Source organism: Streptomyces sp. NPDC005648 (assembly GCF_040605395.1).
Taxonomy (GTDB): domain Bacteria; phylum Actinomycetota; class Actinomycetes; order Streptomycetales; family Streptomycetaceae; genus Streptomyces.
On record NZ_JBEXCS010000018.1, the window covers coordinates 50333 to 71645 of the forward strand.

The window sequence follows — 21313 nt, forward strand, 5'->3', positions numbered from 1 at the left end:
CCGCCGCCGCTCACAACTTCCCGCCCCGCCGGCCGTCCCGCCGCGCGGGCGCGATGAGCGTCGAGAGATACGGCAGCGGGCCGCCGTCGAGCTCGTCGGCCGGCCGAATGAACTCGCTCTCCAGCCCGAGCGCCGACCCCCACACCGCGTCACCGATCCGCCCGGTCTCCCGCAGCGCCTCGGCGACCTCGGCGGCCTGCCGTCCGAACTTGTAGGCGACGACGGTACCGGGCCCGTTGAGCGCGTCCTTGAGCACGGCGGCCCCCGCGGTGACGGGGACGAGGGTGAGCGGCTCGGTCCCCTCCGTCAGCACGGCACCCGAGCGCGCGGCGAGGTCCTGCATGGCCGTGATGCCCGGCACCGTCTCCACGACGGTCCCCGGCACCAGCTCGGCGATGGTCTGCGCGAGATAGGTGAACGTCGAGTACACGTTCGGATCACCGATGGTCGCGAAGGCGACGCTCCCGTGCTCGCCCAGCAGCCGGGCCACCCGCTCCCCGGCCGCGTCCCAGGCGGCCTCCCGCCGCCCCCGGTCACTGCGCTCGTTGAGCGCGAACACGACCCGGACGACCTTGTCCTCGGGCACGTAGTGCAGCACGGTCGCCTCGGCCCGCCCCGGCTCACCGCCGTCCTTTCCGTCGGACGCGGCCATCACCGGCACCACGACGACATCGGCGGCCCGCAGGGCGTTGACGCCCTTGACGGTCACCAGCTCCGGATCGCCGGGCCCGACGCCCACCCCGATCAGCCTGCTGCTGTTGCTCATGACGTCCGGCACCTCTCCACGAACCGACGGGCCGCACCGGGCTCGGACGCCCAGTGCGTGTGCAGATAACTCGCGTGCACACCCTGTTGTACGAAACCCTCGACCCGCCGGTCAGGGGCGCGCACGCCCCAGGCGGGAGCCGCCCCCGCCCCCGGCTCGACGACGGTCCGGTGAAACTCGTGCCCCCGCATCCGCGTCCCCGCGACGCCCAGCACACTGTCACTCACGGCGACGGCGTCCCGGTACCCGAGCGTGAGCCGCTCCGACATCCGCGCGCTCGCGTCCAGCACCCCGCACATGGGCCGCCCGTCCAACTCCCGGCACAGATACAGCAGTCCGGCACACTCGGCGGCGACGGGCGCCCCGCCGAGGGCGAGTTCACCGACGGCCTTGCGCAGAGCCTCGTTGGCGGACAGCTCGGCGGCGTACACCTCGGGAAACCCACCCCCGATGACCAACCCGCGTGTCCCGTCGGGCAGTTGCTCGTCCCTGAGCGGGTCGAAGGGCACGACCTCCGCACCGGCGGCGGTGAGCAGCTCGGCATGCTCGGCGTAGGAGAACGTGAATGCCTGCCCACCGGCAACGGCAATTTTCAGCCCGTCCGGCGTTTGAGGACGAGGCCCGGAGGGCCGATGGGGGTCTGGGGGCCGATGGGGGTCTGGGGGCGCAGCCCCCAGGGCCTCAGCCGCGTCCCACGCCGCACAGGACAACGCTCCCGCACTCCGCGCCAAGCCCATCAGCGCCTCGAGATCACACCCGGCGGCCACCTGCGCCGCCATCGCCCCCACGGCCTCCACGGCGGCGGCATGCCGCTCGGCGACCGGCACCAGCCCCAGGTGCCGGGACGGCGTGTCCACCTGCGGAGCCCGCCGCAGCACCCCCAGCACCGGCACCCCGGCCGCCTCCAACGCCTCCCGCAGCAGCTCCTCGTGCCGGTCCGACGCCACCTTGTTCAGGATCACGCCCCCGACCCGCACCCGCGGATCCCAGGACGCGAACCCGTGCACCAGCGCCGCCACCGACCGGGACTGCGACGAGGCGTCCACCACCAGCACCACCGGCGCCCGCAGCAGCTTCGCCACCTGCGCCGTGGACGCCAGTTCACCCTCGCCCGCGGCACCGTCGTACATCCCCATCACGCCCTCGACGACCGCGACATCGCAGCCCCGCGCGCCGTGCAGGAACAACGGAGCCACCAACTCCGGTCCGCACAGATACGCGTCGAGGTTCCGTCCCACCCGCCCGCTCGCGAGCGCGTGATACCCGGGATCGATGTAGTCCGGCCCCACCTTGTGCGGGGACACGGCAAGCCCCCGCGCGGCGAACGCGGCCATCAACCCCGTGGCGACGGTGGTCTTGCCGCTGCCCGAGGAGGGCGCGGCGATGACCAGCCGGGGGACGGAACCGGACGAGGACATCACCACTCGATGCCCCTCTGCCCCTTCTGCCCGGCGTCCATCGGATGCTTCACCTTGGACATGTCGGTCACCAGGTCCGCGAAGTCGACCAGCTTCTCGGGCGCGTTGCGTCCGGTGATCACGACATGCTGGGTGCCGGGCCGGTCACGCAGCACGGAGACGACCTCGTCGGTGTCCACCCACCCCCAGTGCATCGGGTAGGCGAACTCGTCGAGCACGTACAGCCTGTAGGTCTCGGCGGCCAGGTCACGCTTGACCTGCGCCCAGCCCTCCCGGGCCTTCTCCTCGTTGTCCAGCTGCTCGTCCCGCTGGACCCAGGACCACCCCTCGCCCATCTTGTGCCAGTCGACGCTCCCGCCCTCCCCGGATGCCCCGAGGACCCGCAGCGCGTTCTCCTCGCCGACCTTCCACTTCGCGGACTTGACGAACTGGAACACTCCGATCGGCCACCCCTGGTTCCAGGCCCGCAGGGCCAGCCCGAAGGCGGCGGTCGACTTGCCCTTCCCGATCCCGGTGTGCACGACGACCAGCGGACGGTTGCGCCGCTGACGAGTCGTCAGTCCATCGTCCGGTACGACACTCGGCTGCCCCTGCGGCATTACGCGGCCCTCCTCGAAGTCCCCTGCACATCCCTGACCAGTCCGGCGATCGAGTCCGCCCGCAGCTCGTCGAGCGTCACCGCCGTACCGGACAGCTCACCCGCGAGCTGTCCGGCGAGCCCCAGCCGCACCGGCCCCGACTCACAGTCCACGACCACCGACGCGACCCCCTCGGCGGCGAACAACCGGGCCGCCCGTCCCGCGAGCGCCACGGGCTCGGGCCCACCGGTGGCCCGTCCGTCGGTCACCACGACGACCAGCGCCCGCCGCGCGGGATCCCGCAACCGCTCGATCCGAAGCACCTCATGAGCCTTGAGCAGCCCGGCCGCCAGCGGAGTCCGCCCACCCGTGGGCAACGACTCCAGCCGGGCCGCCGCCGCGTCCACGGACGAGGTCGGCGGCAGCACCACCTCGCCGGCCGCCCCCCGGAACGTCACCAGCCCCACCTTGTCCCGCCGCTGATACGCGTCCAGCAGCAGCGACAGCACGGCACCCTTCACCGCGCTCATCCGCTGCCGGGCCGCCATCGACCCGGAGGCGTCGACCACGAACAGCACCAGGTTTCCCTCGCGCCCCTCCCGGGTCGCCTGCCGCAGATCGTCCCGCCGTACCACCAGCCCACGGCCCGACCGCCCGCGCGCCCGCTGATGCGGCGCCGCCGCCAGCACGGTGGCCGCCAGGTGCAGTTTGGTGAGCGCCCCTCGCGGCCTGCGCGCCCCCGTGGTCCGCCCGTGCTCCGTCCGCGCCCGGGAACGCCGCCCCGCGGCTCCCTCACCGATCCCGGGCACGCTCAGCGCCTTGGTCCGGAACGGCTCGGCAGCCCGTACGGCGGACTGCTCGCCAGAGCCCGCACCGGAGGCCTGCGGTTCTCCGCCCTCTCCGGCCTCGGGCCGAGCGCCCGTGTCATCGCCCTGCGGACCACTGTCAGGGTTCGGCTGCCCGCCGCCTCCACCGGGCCCCCTGTCGGGACCCGGATCGTCGTCCTCGGGCCCGCCGAACTCCTCCAGCGTCTCGTCCAGCTTGTCCTCGTCGAGTCCCGGCGCGTCGAAGGGATTGCGCCGGCGCCGATGCGGCAGCGCGAGCAGCGCCGCCTGCCGCACGTCCTCCGCGAGCACCTCGGTCCGCCCGGCCCAGGCGGCCAGCGCGGTGGCCGTCCGCGCCATCACGATGTCGGCCCGCATACCGTCCACCTCGAAGGCGGCGCAGGTCGCCGCGATCTGCCGGAGCGCCCCGTCGCCCAGCCGCACCGACGGCAACAACTCCCGTGCGGCCACGATCCGTTGCCGTACGGAGGCCTCCTCGTCCGCCCAACGGGCCGCGAAGGCGGCCGGATCGTCGTCGTACGCCAGCCTGCGCCGGACCACCTCCACCCGCTGGTCCGGCTCCCGTGAGGCCGCGACCTCCACGGTCAGTCCGAACCGGTCGAGCAACTGCGGCCGCAGCTCGCCCTCTTCGGGGTTCATGGTCCCCACCAGGAGGAAGCGGGCGGCGTGCCGCACGGACACGCCCTCGCGCTCCACATAGGAGGCGCCCATCGCGGCCGCGTCCAGCAGCAGGTCGACGAGGTGGTCGTGGAGGAGGTTCACCTCGTCCACGTACAGGATCCCGCGGTGCGCGTCGGCGAGGAGCCCGGGCTCGAAGGCCTTCACGCCCTCCGCCAGGGCCCGCTCGATGTCCAGGGCGCCCACCAGCCGGTCCTCGGAGGCGCCGACCGGCAGCTCGACCATACGGGCGGGACGCCGGCCACCGGTCCCCGCCTCGTGCGGTCCGTCCGGGCAGGACGGGTCCGGCGCGGCCGGGTCGCAGGAGAAACGGCAGCCGGGCACGACGGCCACCTCGGGCAGCAGCGCCGAAAGGGCCCGTACCGCCGTCGACTTGGCGGTGCCCTTCTCACCGCGTACCAGCACACCGCCGACCGCCGGGGAGACGGCGTTCAGCAGCAGCGCGAGCCGCAGGTCGTCCTGGCCGACCACGGCCGTGAAGGGAAAGGGGGTGGTCACTGGTCGTCGCCCTCCAGGTCGCCTTCGAGCTCCAGGTAGGTGGCCCGCAGCCGTTCCAGGGTGTCCGCGTCCGGCTCGGCCCACAGGCCGCGCTCGGCCGCCTCCAGGAGCCGTTCGGTGATCCCCCGCAGCGCCCAGGGGTTGGACTGCTTCATGAACTCCCGGTTCTCCGGGGCGAAGACGTACTCGGCGCTGAGCTTCTCGTACATCCAGTCGTCTACGACCCCGGCCGTGGCGTCGTACCCGAACAGGTAGTCCACGGTCGCCGCCATCTCGAAGGCGCCCTTGTAGCCGTGCCGGCGCATGGCCGCCATCCAGCGGGGGTTCACGACCCGCGCGCGGAACACGCGGTGCGTCTCCTCGCCCAGGGTCCGGGTCCTGATCTGGTCGGGCACGGCCGAGTCGCCGACGTACGCCTCCGGGCTGGCGCCGGTCAGATGGCGGACCATGGCGACCATGCCGCCGTGGTACTGGAAGTAGTCGTCCGCGTCGACGAGGTCGTGCTCGCGGGTGTCGACGTTCTTGGCGGCCACGGCGATCCGCTTGAACGCCGTCTCCATGTCCCCGCGTGCCGCCCGCCCGTCGAGCCCGCGCCCGTAGGCGTAGCCGCCCCACACCGCGTACACCTCGGCGAGGTCGGCGTCGGAGCGCCAGTTGCGGGCGTCGATCAGCGGCAGCAGTCCGGCGCCGTAGGCCCCTGGCTTGGAGCCGAAGACACGGGCCGTCGCGCGCCGCCGGTCGCCGTGCTCGGCGGTGTCCTCGTCGGCGTGGGCGCGGACGAAGTTGCGGTCGGCGGGCTCGTCCAGCTCGGCGACCTCGCGGACGGCGTCGTCGATGAGGCCGACGACGTGCGGGAACGCGTCCCGGAAGAAGCCGGAGATCCGGACGGTGACGTCGATGCGCGGACGCCCCAGCTCCGCCAGGGGGACCACCTCGAAACCGGTCACCCGCCGCGAGGCGTCGTCCCACACCGGGCGGCAGCCCAGCAGCGCCAGGATCTCGGCGATGTCGTCGCCCTGGGTGCGCATCGCGGAGGTGCCCCAGACCGTCAGGCCGACCGACCTCGGGTACTCGCCGGTGTCCTGCAGATACCGCTGCACCAGCGAGTCGGCCAGCGACTGGCCGACCTCCCAACTCAGCCTGGACGGAATGGCCTTGGGGTCCACGGAGTAGAAGTTCCGGCCGGTCGGCAGGACGTTGACCAGCCCGCGCGTCGGCGAGCCGGACGGGCCCGCCGGGACGTAACCGCCGTTCAGCGCCTTGAGGATGTGGTCGATCTCGTCGGTGGTACGGGCGAGCCGCGGGACGACCTCGGTGCAGGCGAACTCCAGCACCGCGACCGCGTCCGGGAGTTCGGCGCCCATCACCTCACGGACGAGAGCACCGCTCTCACCGGCGGCCCAGCCGCGCTCCTCCATGCCCTCCGCGAACCGCCGGCACAGCTGCTCCAGCAGATCGATCGCGTCGGCGGCCGACCGCGACGGCCCCTCGACCAGATCCGTCAGCTCCACCGGCAGCTTCACCGGGGCACCCGGCTCGGCGAGCAACTCCTTCTCCACCAGCCCGAAATGAGCGGCCAGCGCGGCCCTGAGCCCCGGCAGCGCGTTCGCCTGCCCGCCCCACACCTGCGAGGCGCGCAGCACCGCGAGCACCAGGTTGACGCGCGGCTCACCGACCGGACCGCCACCCAGAATGTGCAGGCCGTCCCGGATCTGCACGTCCTTGATCTCGCACAGATAGCCGTCGATGTGCATGACGAACTCGTCGAAGTCACCGTCGTCCGGCTGCTCGTCGACATGCAGGTCGTGGTGCAGCTCCGCCGCCTTGACCAGCGTCCAGATCTGCGCGCGCACGGCAGGCGCCTTGGTCGGGTCCAGGTCGGAGACGAGCGCGTACTCGTCGAGCAGCTGCTCCAGCTTCGCCAGGTCGCCGTAGGTGTCCGCGCGGGCCATGGGCGGCACGAGGTGGTCGACGACCGTGGCGTGCCCACGCCGCTTGGCCTGGGTGCCCTCGCCGGGGTCGTTGACGATGAACGGGTAGATCAGCGGCAGTTCACCGAGAACGGCGTCCGGAGCGCAACCCCCACTCAGCCCGAGTCCCTTGCCCGGCAGCCATTCCATCGTGCCGTGCTTGCCCATGTGGACGATCGCGTCGGCGCCGAAGCCCCCCTCCGATGTCGCAGCCTCCAGCCAGCGGTACGCGGCCATGTAGTGGTGGGACGGCGGCATGTCGGGGTCGTGGTAGATCGCGATCGGGTTCTCCCCGAAGCCGCGCGGCGGCTGGATCATCACGACGACGTTCCCGAACTGGAGGGAGGCCAGCACGATGTCGTCCCCGTCGACGTAGAGCGAGCCCGGCGGCTCACCCCATGCCTCCAGCATCCCCTCCCGCAGCCCGGGGTCGAGTGTGTCGAACCAGGCCCGGTAGTCAGCCAGCGGCACCCGCGCGGGCGCGGCGGCCAGCTGCTCCTCGGTGAGCCACTCCACGTCGTGCCCACCGGCGTTGATGAGCCGGTGGATCAGCTCGTCACCGTTGTCGGGATGCCCTTCGACGACGTACCCGGCGTCCCGCAGCGCGTCCAGCACCCGCACCGCCGAAGCCGGTGTGTCCAGGCCCACCGCGTTGCCGACCCGGGAGTGCTTGGTCGGGTACGCGGTGAAGACCAGCGCCAGCCTCTTCTCGGCGTTCGCCTTGTACCCGAGCCGCGCGTGCCGTACGGCGATGCCGGCGACCCGCGCGGCCCGCTCCGGGTCGGCGACGTACACCGGCACATCGTCCGGTCCCTGCTCCTTGAAGCTGAACGGCACGGTGATCAGCCGCCCGTCGAACTCCGGGATCGCGACCTGCATCGCCGCGTCCATGGGGGACAGCGCGGCGTCCGACCCGTCCCAGGCGGCGTACGAGGAGGTGAGGCAGAGGCCTTGCAGCACAGGGATGTCGAGGTCGGCCAGCGCCCCGATGTCCCACGCCTCCTCGTCACCGCCGGCCGAGGCCTGCGAGGCGTGGGTGCCGCCGGCGGCGAGGACGGTGGCGACCAGGGCGTCGGCCCGGCCGAGGATCTCGTACAGCCCGGCGTCCGCACCGCGCAGAGAACCGCAGTACACGGGCAGGGCGTTGGCGCCCCGTGCCTCGATCGCGTCGCACAGGGTGTCCACGAAGGCGGTGTTGCCGCTCAGTTCATGGGCCCGGTAGAAGAGCACCCCGACGGTCGGCCGTCCCTCGACGAACTCCCGCTCACCGCGCACCCCGTACTCGGGCATCTTCTGCGGTTCGACGAACCCCTCACCGGTCAGCAGCACGGTGTCGGACAGGAACCGCGCGAGCTCCACGAGGTTCGCGGACCCGCCCTCGACGAGATACCTGAGCGCCTCCGCCACCACACCCGCCGGCACGGACGACTCCGCCATCAACTCCGCGTCCGGCACGGCCTCGCCGCCCAGCAGCACGGTCGGCACACCCGACGCCTTCAGCGCGGCCAGCCCGCCCTCCCAGGCGCGCTTGCCGCCGAGCAGCCGTACGACGGCGATGTCCGCGCCGTCGAGGAGACCGGGCAGCTCCCGCTCCACGTCCACCCGCATCGGGTTGCCGATCCGGTAGTCGGCGCCGGACGCGGCCCGGGCGGCCAGCAGATCCGTGTCGGCGGTCGACAACAACAACACTGTGCTCATGCGGGCGCTCCCGGTGGAATGAAAGGCAGTCCTTGCGGCGCGCCCGACTCGATGAGCCGCCACAGCGCGTCCGTGTCCGCGTGCTGTTCGATCAGATCGCCGAGCCGGTCGAGCTGCTCCTCGCGCAGCGCGGCGAACGACGTGTCCTCGGCCGGCACGAACCGGCGGCCCGCGGCGGCCGCCACCTCGCGCAGAAACGCCCGCCGGAAGCCGTCCGACTCCAGCGAACCGTGCCAGTGGGTGCCCCAGGTCTGACCGACGCGGCACCCGTCGAGGAAGGCCTCCCCGTCGGATACCGAGGCGACGCCGTGATGGATCTCGTACCCCTCGACCCGCTCGCCGAGGGCCTCGCCCACCGGCCGGGTGAGGGTCTTCTCCCGGGCGAACCGCACCCGGACGGGGAGCACGCCGAGGGCCTCGACCTGCCCCGCGCGCGACTCGACGTCGTCCTCGATGCGCTCACCGAGGACCTGGAAGCCACCGCAGATGCCCAGCACGGGCCGCCCCTCGGCCGCCCGGCGCACCAGCGCCTGCGCGAGCCCCCGCTCCCGCAGCCACTCCAGCGCCCGGACGGTCCCCCGGGTCCCGGGAATCACCACCAGGTCCGCGTCGGCCAGTTCCTCCGGCCGGTCCACGAACCGCACGACGACGCCCGGTTCGGCGGCGAGGGCGTCCACGTCCGTGAAGTTGGACATCAGCGGGATCGCGCACACGGCGACCCGCAGCACGTCCTCGCCGACGGGCGGGGCGGTGTTCGACTCGCGGACGGTGCCCCGAAGCGAGACCCGCAGCCCGTCCTCCTCGTCGATGCCCAGCCCGTGTTGGAACGGCAGAACGCCGTACGTCCGCCGCCCGGTGAGCCCGTGCAGCATGTCGAGCCCGGGCTCCAGAAGGCCGACGTCCCCCCGGAACTTGTTGACGAGGAACCCGGCGACCAGCTCCTGGTCCTCGGACGAGAGCAGGGCGACGGTCCCGAAGAAGGAGGCGAAGACCCCGCCGCGGTCGATGTCACCGACGACGAGCACGGGAAGCCGCGCGTTTCGGGCGATCCCCATGTTCACGATGTCGGTCCGCCGCAGGTTGATCTCGGCGGGGGAACCCGCCCCTTCACAGATCACTGCGTCATACGTGCCCCGCAACTCGGCGAGACAGTCGAGCACGGTCCCGAGCAACTTCCGCTGCCGCCCGCCGTGATACCCCCGCGCGCTGAGCTCGCCGACCGGCCTGCCCATCAGCACGACCTGGCTGCTCTGCTCGCTGCCGGGCTTGAGCAGCACGGGATTCATCAGCGCGGTCGGCTCGATCCGGCACGCCTGGGCCTGCATGGCCTGCGCCCGCCCGATCTCGGCGCCCTCGCGCGTCACGAACGAGTTGAGGGACATGTTCTGCGCCTTGAAGGGCGCCACCTTGACGCCCTGCCGCACCAGCCACCGGCAGATCCCGGCGGTGACGACACTCTTGCCGGCGTCGGAGGTGGTACCGGCGACGAGAAGACCACCACCGCTCATGACCTGCGTCCCTTCACTGCGAGCCGCGCGGCGGCGCTGACGCCGAGCGCCAGCAGACCGACGCGCCCGGAGAGCCGTACGGCTCGTTCGATGTCGGGTACGGCGACGGCGCGTCCCTCGGTGTTCAGCACGGGCCGGTGCTCGACCCGCCCCCCGTACGACAGGGTTCCGCCCAGCCGTACGCCCAACGCGCCCGCGAACGACGCCTCCACGGGCCCGGCGTTGGGGCTCGGGTGTTTGCCGGCGTCCACGCGCCAGGCCCGTACCGCCCCTCGGGGGTCACCGCCCGCGACCGTGGCGAGGACGGCGGTCAACCGGGCCCCCGGCCACCCGGCGACGTCGTCCAGCCGCGCCGAGGCCCATCCGTAGCGCCGGTACCGGGCCGACTTGTGCCCGACCATCGCGTCCAGCGTGTTCACCGCCCGGAAGCCGAGCAGCCCCGGCACACCACCCACGGCGCCCCACACCAGCGCTCCCACGACCGCGTCGGAGGTGTTCTCGGCGACGGACTCCACGACGGCCCGTGCGATCCCGTCCGCGTCCAGTGCCTGCGGATCGCGTCCGCACAGGTGCGGCAGCCGCGCCCGTGCCCCCTCGACGTCCCCCGCCTCCAGGGCACGCCCGATGGCGCGGGCCTCGCGCGCGAGCGAGGTGCCGCCGACAACGGCCCAGGTGGCGGCGGCGGTCAGCGCGACGGAGGCGGTACGGGAGGGTCGTACGACCGAAGCCGCGACGGCGCCGAGGCCCGCGGCGGCGCCCACGCACACGGCGGTGTGCAGCGCGCCCCATCCGCGGTGGTCCCGCCACAGCGCTCGCTCCACGGCGCCCGCGGCCCGCCCGAACACGGCGACCGGATGTCCGCGGCGCGGATCGCCGAGGAGACGGTCACCGAGGAGGCCGGCGGCGGCGCCGTACGCGAAGACGCGATCGGCACGCATCGGCTCAGCCTGCCGTGGGGTCGGTCAACGGTCCGGTGCTGTGCCTCAAGTGGCAGGCTGGCATGGCGACATGTCCTCACTCAGGGTGTCCGCGCCCTGGTTCGACGAGACCGGCGGTGGGAGTTCCTGGCTCCCGGGGATGGCTACCCCGGTGACAGTGGCGGGACCGCGCCGGACTCGCACCGGCTTCCTCCCTTGCCGCCGTAAATGGCTCCGGCAGTCCACCACGGTGTTGGAAGACCCGTCAACTTGCCGTTGACCTGCGACGGGAGAGTGTGCTGAGGCCCACACACAGGTGGTCGCCGTGGTCACGTAAACGCGTGGTGCCGGGACGGATCACCGTCCCGGCACCAGGTGCGGATGAGGTTCAGGCCTTGTTCATGATCAGGGAGATTCCGTACGCCACCGCCGCCGCGCATCCCGCGAACGCCACGTAGGCGCCCGCCACCGCGAGGGGCGCCGAGTCGCCCTCGGCCACCGCCCGTTCGCGGCGGGACAGGCCCATGATGCCCAGGGTGAACAGGGCGACGAGGCCCACGGTGACCACGAGGCTGACGCCGAAGACGGAGCCCAGAGCTGCCCAGTCGATCTTCATGCTGCTTCTCTTCCTTCGTACCGGGGCTCAGACGGTGGCCGGCGGGGCGGCCGACTCCGTGCCGGTGGTGGGGGCGACGGGAGCGGGGGCGGGGATCGTGGCCGTCAGGTCCTCGGTGACCGTGCCCGCGGGGGGCGGGGTCACGGCGGCGATCGCCGTGGTGACGACCCCGGGCGGCTCCTCGGTGTCGTTGACGTTGGACGCGTCTACGACCTCGCGGCGGGAGACCTTCCAGATCGCGGCGCTGGAGGCGATCAGGAAGACCGCGACCACACCCGTGCCCCAGTCGCCGAGGTCGGTGACCGACTCGGCGCCCGCACCGACCAGGGCGGCGGCGGGGAGGGTGAGGACCCAGGCGACCAGCATCCGGGTCGCCGTCGACCAGCGGACCACCCCGCCCTTGCGGCCCAGGCCCGCGCCCATCACCGAACCGGAGACCGAGTGGGTGGTGGAGAGGGAGAAGCCGAGGTGCGAGGAGGCGAGGATGACCGTGGCCGCGCTGGTCTGGGCGGCGAAGCCCTGCTGCGGCTGGAGTTCGGTCAGGCCCTTGCCCATCGTGCGGATGATGCGCCAGCCGCCGAGCCAGGTGCCGAGCGCGATGGCGAGACCGGCGGAGAGGATGACCCAGGTGGGCGGGTCCGAGTCGGGGGCGACGGCGCCGCCGGCGACCAGGGCGAGGGTGATGATGCCCATGGTCTTCTGCGCGTCGTTCGTGCCGTGGGCCAGCGAGACCAGGCCGGCCGAGGCGATCTGGCCGACGCGGAAGCCCTTGTCGGCCGCCTTGCCGTGGGCCTTCCTGCCGAGGACGTAGGACAGGCGGGTCGCCAGCATCGCGGCGAGGCCCGCCACGACCGGGGCGGCCAGCGCCGGGATGAGCACCTTGGTGACGAGGACGTCGCCGTGGACGGCACCCGTGCCGGCCGAGGCGATGGTGGCGCCGATCAGACCGCCCATCAGGGCGTGCGAGGAGCTGGAGGGCAGGCCCACCAGCCAGGTCAGCAGGTTCCAGAGGATCGCGCCCACCAACGCGGCGAAGATGACCTCGGGACGGATGCCGGTCTCGTCGACGAGACCCTTGGAGATCGTGTTGGCGACCTCCACGGAGAGAAAGGCGCCCAGCAGGTTCAGCGCGGCGGACATGGCCACCGCGACCTTGGGCTTGAGTGCGCCGGTCGAGATGGTCGTGGCCATCGCGTTGGCGGTGTCGTGGAAACCGTTCGTGAAATCGAACGCGAGAGCGGTTATTACCACTATCGCGAGGATCAGCGAGAAGTTTTCCATTTACCCAGGCAATCGTTCGAAGTCATCGGTCGGTTGACCGTAGGCAACCTGGGTAAACGGAAGATGAACTGAGAGGGGCTTCAGGGTGTCCAGACTCGTCAGTAGCCTCGCGCGAACTTCCGCAGCCGGGCCTGCGAGCCGTTGAAGAGATTCTGATCACCCGGCAGGCTGCCGCTGTTGCCGTACTGCCAGAAAGTCCAGAACGACCAGCCGCTCGGCAGCGCCCCCGCGTCCGCCGAGCCGTGCCGGGCGATCCACAGCGCGTGGTCGGCGGCGAAGGCGCGGCTGCCGCCGGTGCAGGTGTTCCACCAGTGGGCGGTCGTGTAGATCACCGGACGGCGGCCGGTGAGCCGCCTCACCTCGTCGCTGAACGAACGGATCCAGCCGACCATGCTCGCCTTGCGGATGCCGTAGCAGCCGTGCTTCTTGTCGTACGGGTTGTATTCGATGTCGAGGGCCGGCGGCAGCGTCCAGCCGTCCGCCTTCCAGCCTCCGCCGTGGCTCACGAAGTACGCCGCCTGCGCCCGGCCCGACGACTTGTCCGGCAGGGCGAAGTGGTACGCCCCGCGGATGATGCCGGCGTGGCGGGCGCCGTCGTACTGCTGGGTGAAGTACGGGCTGGCGTAGTCGACGGACTCGGTCGCCTTGACGTAGACGAACCTGGCGCCCTTCGCCTTCGCGTCCGGCCAGTCGACGTTCTTCTGGTGCGAGGAGACGTCGTGTCCTTTCGGCAGGCTCGCGGCGGACGCCGGCAGTTCGGTGGCCGCGGTGCCTCCGACGGTCATCGCCGCCACGAGGACCGCGACGGCGCGGGTGCGGCGGCGGAACGGTTTGCGATCACGGGCCATGTTTCCCCCCGGAATGGCGACGTGCACGACAAAACACGGGGAGATTACTGGAAGATCTACGAATGCCGACCGATCTCCGGCCAATCACGATGACAAGGCGATATATCCATGTTCGTAACCTTTCGGAGGTGCGGCTTCCGCTCTAAAGTGCCCCGGCCCGCAGGCGACTTGGGGGCGCGTTTGGCAGGATCGCGGCATGGCTGAGCTGCGGCGCGAACAGGGTGACGAGCGGGGTGCCCGGGAGGGCGTGCGGGATGTGCCCGAAGGGAGGGGGAGGCGTGCGCTCCCCGAGGAGGAGCGGGCCTGGGCGGAGCTGGTGGAAACCGCCCGCCGCACCGTCTCGGACGGTCTGGTCGTCGGCACCTCCGGCAATGTCTCCGTACGCGTCGGCGACACCGTCCTGGTCACGCCGTCGGGAGTGCCCTACGACCGCCTCGCCCCGGGCGACATCACGGGCGTCGGCCTCGACGGCCGGCAGGTCCTGGGCACCCTGATCCCGACCAGTGAGCTCCCGATGCACCTCGCCGTCTACCGCTCGACCGACGCGGGCGCCGTGGTCCACACCCACGCCGTGCACGCGACGGCCGTCTCGACCCTCGTCGCCGAGCTCCCGGCGATCCACTACATGGCCGGTGCCCTCGGCGGCCCCGTCCGAGTCGCCCCTTATGCGACCTACGGCACCGACGAGTTGGCCGAGAACATGCTCCGCGCCCTCACCGGCCGCACGGCCTGTCTCCTCCAGAACCACGGCACGATGTCCTACGGCACCACCCTGCCCCAGGCCTACGACCGCACGGCCCAACTGGAGTGGATGTGCCACCTGTGGCTGACGGCATCCTCGGTACCGGGCCTGACCCCGGCCCTGCTCTCCTCCCACCAGCTCACAGAGGCGGCGGACAAACTGAGGGGCTACGGGCAGCGGGGTTGAGGCGGGGGTCCGTCCCGGCCCTCCGCTGGCCCCGAGCGGGGTCGGACAGGACACTGGACGGGTGCGCACCGTCAAAGCAACGGCCGCGGCCGTCACCGTAGCCCTCGCCGCCGGCGCGGCCTCCGTGGCCGCCGGCCGCTTCGCCAGCGGCGCCGCGCTGAAGGCGCCACCGGGCAGCCCGCTGCCCACCGAACCCCGTCTCACCGTGCACGCCACGGCGGCCGGCCAGATCGCCCTCACCCGCGACCTCGCCGCCCTGCGCCCCGGCACCTACGGCCTCGCCGGCGACGCGAGCCACGCGGTCGTCGGGCCCGTCCTGCCCGGCGCGACCCACTCCGCAGACACCGTCGTACGCCGTCTGGAACGCGTCACACACGGCACCCTGGATCCCGGCGACAAGGTCTGGCTCACCCCGAACGTGCACGTGGGCAACCCGAGCACCGCCCTCGGCCTCGACCACGCCGACATCGACATCCCCGGCGAACTGGGCTCCCTGCCCGCCTGGTTCGTCCCCGGCGTGCGGCCCACCTGGGTGATCACGGCGCACGGCATCGGCGCCACCCGCGAACACCCCATGAACGTCATGGAGTTCCTGCACCGCCAGCGCTTCCCGGTGCTCGACCTCGCCTACCGCGGCGACCTCGGCGCCCCCCGCCCCTCGGACGGCCTGAACCACCTGGGCGAGACCGAGTGGCGCGACCTGGACGCCGCGATCCGCTACGCGGTGCGCTACGGCGCCGAGCGCGTCGTGCTGTACGGCTGGTCCACCGGCGCCACCATGGCGCTGCGCGCCGCCGCGCACTCCGGCGTCCGCGACCGGGTCCGCGGTCTGATCCTGGACTCGCCCGTCCTCGACTGGCCGACCACCCTGCGCGCCCTCGCCGCCGCCCGCCGCACCCCGGGCGCCCTCCTCCCGCTCGCGGTACGGGCGGTGCAGGGCCGCACGGGCCTGGACACCGGCCACACCGCCGGGACGGCGAGCCTCACCGTCCCGACCCTGATCCTCCACGGCCCCGACGACACCCTGGCCCCCTGGGCCCACTCCCGCCGCCTGGCCGCCGCCCACCCCCACCTGGTCGCCCTCCACACCGTCCGCCAGGCCCCCCACGCGGCCATGTGGAACGCCGACCCGGACTCCTACGAGGAGGCACTGCGCCGCTTCCTCACCCCCCTGATGTGAGCACCCCCTGACGCGACCCCTCCGGTCCCGGTCCCCACGGTTCCGTTTCACGTTGAACCGCTGGCCTGATCCCGGCGCTCGGCCCCCGGCGGGGCCCCGGCGTTGGCCATCCCCGTCGCCCGCCGTGACCTTCCGTTTGGGTTTTCGGACCGTCAACCGGAAGACTGCACCCGTGACGTCCCGTATCCCGCGCGACTCCAGGCTTCGACTCGTCCGCCCGCGACCCCTGGCCGCCGCCCCCTCAGCTGTGAACCAGCGGCGCCCACGCCGCCCCGCGCCCCGCCCTCCGGAGGGCACACCCGCACCCGCGGAACTGGCCAGAATGGCTCGCTCCGGTCTGGCCGCCGCGGCCCGCGTCGCCCACTGGGCGGACACGGCCCTCGGCCCGGGCGGTGACGCGGCGACAGCCGACGGCAAGGCCACCCTCTCCGACGCGACCGCCGAACGCGCGGCAGGCGACCTCGGTCTGACCGCCGCTCAGGTCCGCTCCGACTGGGACACCGCCCGCCTGGCCGGCCTCGTCGAGGTGCACGGCGACAGCGCCCGCCCCGGCTGGCGGCTGCGCGCCTGGGACCGCGACGACAGCGCCGTACTGCGCGGCTGGGTCGCCCTCTTCGACGCCTGGTCGCTCGCCCACCCCGAGCCCGCGGACCACGAGCCCGCCGCCGTCGCCGAGGTCGTCTCGGCCATGCCGCAGGTGCTCTCCTTCCTCCAGCTGTCCGCCGGCCCGGTCCCGGTGGAACAGCTCCTGGACCTCCTGGAGCAGCGCGTCACCGAACTGCGCACCGAACGCTGCGAGATCCCCTACGGCCCGCAGCCCGAGCCGGTGCCGCAGCCCGCCGCCGACACCCCGCTCGCCCCCCTCGCGCCGCTCCTGGAATGGGCCCTGCACGCCCTCGCCTCCGTCGGCGCCCTCACCTACGACGCCGCGCAGGCCACGCTCACCCCGCTCGGCAGCTGGGCGGTGTGGGTCAAGCTGGAGCAGATCTGCGTGGCCGCCCAGAGCCCCGCCGGCAACATCGAGGCCGTCGCCGAGGAGATGCTCCGCGGCTGCGCCCAGCTGCGCCCGAACGCGGCCCGCGCCGAGTACCGCGCCTGGCTCGCCGCCCGCACGGTCGGCAGCGCCGTCACCGAGCTGATCGACGCGGCCCGGGGCGACGACGCCCTGCTGCGCGGCCTCGCCTTCGAGGCGCTGCGCGTGGTCGGCGCCCCCGCCGAGCCCGACGTACGCGCCGTGGCCGACGAGCCCACCCTGCGGCCGTACGCGCTGCTCTGGCTGGCCGAGCACGACGGCATCGACCCCGAGGACGCCCACGAGGTCCTCACCCGCGAGGAGGCCACCTGGCTCTGGGTCGACACCGCGGCCGCCGTCGCCGACCACGGCGAGTCCCCGATGCTCGTACGCCACCTGGAGTCGGCCGTGCAGCCCACGGTCCCGATGCTTCTCGACGAGGTCCGCGCCGTCGGCCACCCCCGTACCGTGCAGGTCCTGGTCGCCCTCGCCGCCGCCCACCCCGACCCGGCCCTCGCCAAGGCCGTGCGCCGTGCCGCCTTCCAGGTGCACACCGGAGGGAACTGAGAAGTGCCGTAACGAACACCCGGACGTAGAAAATGCGCTTGCACGGCCCCGTTAGACTTGGCCCATGGCCATTCTCCTCGCGCATTAGACGGCGGGAACGTCCTCAGCCGCCCATCCGTCAACCCCCCGTCCGCCCTGGAGTCTGTCCGTGATCTCCGCCTCCGGTATCGAGCTGCGCGCCGGCGCCCGAGTCCTCATCGAGTCCGCCAACTTCCGGGTCGCCAAGGGCGACCGCATCGGTCTGGTCGGGCGCAACGGCGCCGGCAAGACCACCCTCACCAAGTGCCTGGCCGGCGAGGGCATCCCCGCGGCCGGCACCATCACCCGTTCCGGCGAGGTCGGCTACCTCCCGCAGGACCCCCGCACCGGCGACCTGGACGTCCTCGCCCGCGACCGCGTCCTCTCCGCGCGCGGCCTCGACGTACTGATCCGCAAGATGCGCGAGAACGAGCAGCGCATCGCGAACGGCCAGGGCGCCACCCGCGAGAAGGCCCTCAAGCAGTACGAGCGCCAGGAGACCGAGTTCCTCACCAAGGGCGGGTACGCCGCCGAGGCCGAGGCCGCCACCATCGCCGCCGCGCTCAATCTGCCCGACCGGGTGCTCGGCCAGCCGCTGCACACGCTCTCCGGCGGTCAGCGCCGCCGTATCGAACTGGCCCGCATCCTGTTCTCGGACGCCGACACGCTGCTGCTCGACGAGCCGACGAACCACCTCGACGCGGACTCGATCATCTGGCTGCGGGACTACCTGAAGACCTACCGCGGTGGCTTCATCGTGATCTCCCACGACGTCGACCTCGTCGAGACGGTCGTCAACAAGGTGTTCTACCTGGACGCCAACCGCGCCCAGATCGACATCTACAACATGGGCTGGAAGCTCTACCAGCAGCAGCGCGAGGCCGACGAGAAGCGCCGCAGGCGCGAGCGGCAGAACGCCGAGAAGAAGGCCGCGGCCCTGCACTCGCAGGCCGACAAGATGCGCGCCAAGGCCACCAAGACGGTCGCCGCGCAGAACATGGCCAAGCGGGCCGACAAGCTCCTCGCCGGCCTGGACGCGGTGCGGATGCAGGACAAGGTCGCCAAGCTCCGCTTCCCGGAGCCCGCGCCCTGCGGCAAGACCCCGCTGACGGCGGAGGGCCTGTCGAAGTCGTACGGCTCGCTGGAGATCTTCACCGACGTCGACCTGGCCATCGACAAGGGCTCCCGGGTCGTCATCCTCGGCCTCAACGGCGCCGGCAAGACCACCCTGCTCCGGCTTCTCGCGGGCGTCGAGCAGCCGGACACCGGCGGTGTCGTGCCCGGCCACGGCCTCAAGCTCGGCTACTACGCCCAGGAGCACGAGACCCTCGACGCCGACCGCACGGTCCTGGAGAACATGCGGTCCGCGGCCCCCGACATGGACCTGGTCGAGGTCCGCAAGGTGCTCGGCTCGTTCCTGTTCTCCGGCGACGACGTCGACAAGCCCGCCGGAGTTCTCTCCGGCGGAGAGAAGACCCGCCTCGCCCTCGCCACCCTGGTCGTCTCCTCGGCGAACGTCCTGCTGCTCGACGAGCCCACCAACAACCTCGACCCGGCCAGCCGTGAGGAGATCCTCGGCGCCCTGCGCACCTACAAGGGCGCCGTCGTCCTGGTCACCCACGACGAGGGCGCCGTCGAGGCGCTCCAGCCCGAGCGGATCATCCTGCTGCCCGACGGCGTCGAGGACCTGTGGGGCTCCGACTACGCGGATCTCGTCGCCCTCGCTTGATCGAATGCGTGATCAACGGCGTATGGATCATTCGGCCGATCGGTGATCCACCATCTGTGTGAGATCTCCTCGTACCGTCGTGTGTCCTACATCCATTTCACGGCCGAGTCCTTTATCGACAAGGGCTCGGCCGTCGTACGTCGCTGACCTGCCACTTCACAAAGGAACCCGTTCGGCGGTACGAACAGCGCATGGTGGAATTACAGATTCCGCTTGTGGGGATGCGCTCCTGTCGTCAAAACCCTGTCTCACGGACCTTGCCGAATGGGTGGCCATGAAGGCCTGGAGGGGTGATCATGAGGGGACCAGAGCGCACTTCCCATGAGGAGGCACGGGTGGCCGAGACTCTGAAGAAGGGCAGCCGGGTGACCGGCGCCGCGCGCGACAAGCTCGCGGCAGACCTGAAGAAGAAGTACGACTCCGGTGCGAGCATTCGGGCACTGGCCGAGGAAACCGGCCGCTCGTATGGCTTCGTGCACCGGATGCTCAGCGAGTCGGGCGTCACGCTCCGTGGGCGTGGCGGTGCGACACGGGGCAAGAAGGCCGCCTCGTCCTGACCGGGCGGCCCATCGGCTTCGATGGTGGCCACCCGGTCGGTCAGCCGACCGGCCGGGTGGTTACTGTGCAGTCACATAGCTGGTTCCGAACCGCTCTGCTGACCGCACTCATCGGAGGCGCCCCATGGCCACGCCCGACAAGGACCTCGGTCCCGTACTCGACAAGGACGGCGTACGGCTCACCGTCGACGACGCGATCGCCACGGTGACCCTGACCAACCCGGCCAAGCGCAACGCGCAGAGCCCCGCCATGTGGCGTGCGCTCGCCGAGGCCGGGCGGGTCCTGCCGGGCTCCGTCCGGGTTGTCGTGCTGCGTGCCGAGGGGCAGTCCTTCTCCGCCGGCCTCGACCGGCAGATGTTCACGCCCGAGGGAATCGAGGGCGAGCCGACGTTCATCGATCTCGCGCGCAGCAGCGACGGTGAACTCGACGCGAGCATCGCCGGATTCCAGGACGGCTTCACCTGGTGGCGACGGAGCGACCTGGTGTCCATCGCCGCCGTCCAGGGCCATGCCATCGGAGCCGGTTTCCAGCTGGCCCTCGCCTGTGACCTGCGCGTCGTCGCCGACGACGTGCAGTTCGCCATGCGCGAGACCAGCCTGGGCCTGGTCCCGGACCTGACCGGCACGCACCCGCTGGTCGGCCTGGTCGGCTACGCCCGCGCGCTCGAGATCTGCCTCACCGGCCGCGCGGTCCTCGCCGAGGAGGCCGTCAGCACCGGCCTCGCCAACCTCGCCGTCCCCGCCGACCAGCTCGACGGTGCCGTGAAGGACCTGGCGAGCGCGATCCTGGCCGCGCCCCGGGACGCCGTCATCGAGACCAAGGCACTGATCCGTGGCGCCCAGGGCCGTTCCTACGACGATCAGCGCGCCGCCGAACGCGCCGCCCAGGCGAGGCGGCTGCGGGACCTGGCCGGCCTCGGCGAGTGAGCCCCGGGCGGTCGGGCGGTCAGCAGGCCCCGGTCACCACTACCGCCACCGTCGGGTGACCCGGCAGGGTCCCGGCGACCACCGCCCGGACCTCGCGGGCCACTTCCACGGGGCGGTGGTCCGCCAGCACCGCGATCTCCACCCGGGCGTGGCGGTGCGGCAGGGCGCCGTCCTGTTCGCGCTCCTCGATGTGCACCGGACGTCCGAGGCCGCGGGTGAGACGGGCGACCCCCGGCACGAGCAGCGCGGCGGACGCGGCGCGCGCCTCGTCCCCGTCGGCGGGCTCGGCGGCCGGCGGCGGTTCGGGCGGGCGTACCTCGAGGGGGTCCGGGTCCTCGTCCAGCAGTGCCGTCACCCGCAGGTCGACCTCGTCCACCGCCAGCCCGATCCGCTCCGTCGCCGTGGCCGCCAGCGTCGTGCGCAGCAGCGCGGCCGTCACCGGCAGCGGCTGAGCCGCCGTGGCCGCGAACTCGGCCGTCACCCGCAGCGGCCCCGGCGGTACGGCGCCCGGCGGTGGCGGTACCGCGGGACCGGGCGCGTCCTCGGGGTCGGCGAGGGCGATCCGGAGCGCGTCCAGCCGGAGCAGCGGGCCGAGTTCCCCGACCGCCCGCCGCAGCACCGCCTCCGCCGCCTCCTCGGTGATCCACGCGCCGTCGCCCGGACCGCCCAGGGGCAGAAGCCTGCCCAGTCCCAGCCGGTGCCGTACGCCCTGCGCCCATCCGTCCGCCGTCATTCCTCCAGCCTGCCGCATCCCCGGCGCGCCACGGCGCAAC

Annotated in this window: 17 protein-coding genes and 1 riboswitch; of the genes, 6 read left to right on the forward strand and 11 right to left on the reverse strand. The window is 72.5% G+C overall.

Annotated features, from left to right (window positions below):
* Positions 1–10 precede the first annotated feature (10 nt).
* From cobI to ABZT17_RS13505, 10 genes are all read right to left on the reverse strand, one after another.
* Positions 11–766: a precorrin-2 C(20)-methyltransferase gene (gene cobI / locus ABZT17_RS13460; RefSeq protein ID WP_356347718.1), complete on the reverse strand. Its 756-nt coding sequence runs from the start codon at positions 764–766 to the stop codon at positions 11–13.
* Entirely contained in the window at positions 763–2190 is a 1428-nt protein-coding gene (locus ABZT17_RS13465) for a cobyrinate a,c-diamide synthase (RefSeq protein WP_356347720.1), read from the reverse strand. The genes cobI and ABZT17_RS13465 overlap by 4 nt, the downstream gene beginning before the upstream one ends.
* The gene (gene cobO, locus ABZT17_RS13470; protein ID WP_356347722.1) at positions 2184–2783 is read right to left on the reverse strand and encodes a cob(I)yrinic acid a,c-diamide adenosyltransferase; all 600 of its coding nucleotides are present in this window, start codon (positions 2781–2783) and stop codon (positions 2184–2186) included. Before cobO ends, ABZT17_RS13465 begins: the two co-directional genes overlap by 7 nt.
* Positions 2783–4783: a putative cobaltochelatase gene (locus ABZT17_RS13475; RefSeq protein WP_356347724.1), complete on the reverse strand. Its 2001-nt coding sequence runs from the start codon at positions 4781–4783 to the stop codon at positions 2783–2785. Before ABZT17_RS13475 ends, cobO begins: the two co-directional genes overlap by 1 nt.
* Positions 4780–8451, reverse strand: a complete 3672-nt coding sequence (gene cobN, locus ABZT17_RS13480) for a cobaltochelatase subunit CobN (protein ID WP_356347726.1) — start codon at positions 8449–8451, stop codon at positions 4780–4782. The genes ABZT17_RS13475 and cobN overlap by 4 nt, the downstream gene beginning before the upstream one ends.
* The gene (locus ABZT17_RS13485; RefSeq protein ID WP_356347729.1) at positions 8448–9959 is read right to left on the reverse strand and encodes a cobyric acid synthase; all 1512 of its coding nucleotides are present in this window, start codon (positions 9957–9959) and stop codon (positions 8448–8450) included. The genes cobN and ABZT17_RS13485 overlap by 4 nt, the downstream gene beginning before the upstream one ends.
* Complete coding sequence (locus ABZT17_RS13490) at positions 9956–10897, reverse strand: cobalamin biosynthesis protein (RefSeq protein WP_356347731.1); 942 nt, start codon at positions 10895–10897, stop codon at positions 9956–9958. The genes ABZT17_RS13485 and ABZT17_RS13490 overlap by 4 nt, the downstream gene beginning before the upstream one ends.
* A gap of 100 nt (positions 10898–10997) precedes the next feature.
* Positions 10998–11138, reverse strand: a riboswitch (cobalamin riboswitch).
* Between the two features lie 126 nt (positions 11139–11264).
* On the reverse strand, positions 11265–11492 hold the full coding sequence (locus ABZT17_RS13495; RefSeq protein WP_356347734.1) for a hypothetical protein: 228 nt from the start codon (positions 11490–11492) through the stop codon (positions 11265–11267).
* A 27-nt stretch (positions 11493–11519) separates the two neighbouring features.
* A complete protein-coding gene (locus ABZT17_RS13500; protein ID WP_356347736.1) occupies positions 11520–12773 on the reverse strand; it encodes an inorganic phosphate transporter in 1254 nt (417 codons plus the stop codon).
* A 98-nt stretch (positions 12774–12871) separates the two neighbouring features.
* Positions 12872–13621, reverse strand: a complete 750-nt coding sequence (locus tag ABZT17_RS13505) for a lysozyme (RefSeq protein WP_356347738.1) — start codon at positions 13619–13621, stop codon at positions 12872–12874.
* Positions 13622–13817: 196 nt separating this feature from the next.
* On the opposite strand from ABZT17_RS13505, the gene ABZT17_RS13510 reads away from it, so the two are divergent.
* From ABZT17_RS13510 to ABZT17_RS13535, 6 genes are all read left to right on the forward strand, one after another.
* On the forward strand, positions 13818–14549 hold the full coding sequence (locus tag ABZT17_RS13510; protein ID WP_356347741.1) for a class II aldolase/adducin family protein: 732 nt from the start codon (positions 13818–13820) through the stop codon (positions 14547–14549).
* 61 nt (positions 14550–14610) lie between these two features.
* Positions 14611–15729: an alpha/beta fold hydrolase gene (locus ABZT17_RS13515; RefSeq protein ID WP_356347743.1), complete on the forward strand. Its 1119-nt coding sequence runs from the start codon at positions 14611–14613 to the stop codon at positions 15727–15729.
* Between the two features lie 172 nt (positions 15730–15901).
* Complete coding sequence (locus tag ABZT17_RS13520) at positions 15902–17308, forward strand: hypothetical protein (RefSeq protein ID WP_356347746.1); 1407 nt, start codon at positions 15902–15904, stop codon at positions 17306–17308.
* Positions 17309–17456: 148 nt separating this feature from the next.
* The gene (locus tag ABZT17_RS13525) at positions 17457–19055 is read left to right on the forward strand and encodes an ABC-F family ATP-binding cassette domain-containing protein (protein WP_356347748.1); all 1599 of its coding nucleotides are present in this window, start codon (positions 17457–17459) and stop codon (positions 19053–19055) included.
* Between the two features lie 335 nt (positions 19056–19390).
* The gene (locus tag ABZT17_RS13530) at positions 19391–19612 is read left to right on the forward strand and encodes a helix-turn-helix domain-containing protein (protein WP_004002281.1); all 222 of its coding nucleotides are present in this window, start codon (positions 19391–19393) and stop codon (positions 19610–19612) included.
* A gap of 124 nt (positions 19613–19736) precedes the next feature.
* On the forward strand, positions 19737–20540 hold the full coding sequence (locus tag ABZT17_RS13535) for an enoyl-CoA hydratase/isomerase family protein (RefSeq protein WP_356347751.1): 804 nt from the start codon (positions 19737–19739) through the stop codon (positions 20538–20540).
* 19 nt (positions 20541–20559) lie between these two features.
* On the opposite strand, the gene ABZT17_RS13540 is transcribed toward ABZT17_RS13535, so the two are convergent.
* Positions 20560–21273: a nucleopolyhedrovirus P10 family protein gene (locus tag ABZT17_RS13540; protein WP_356347753.1), complete on the reverse strand. Its 714-nt coding sequence runs from the start codon at positions 21271–21273 to the stop codon at positions 20560–20562.
* Positions 21274–21313: the final 40 nt, after the last annotated feature.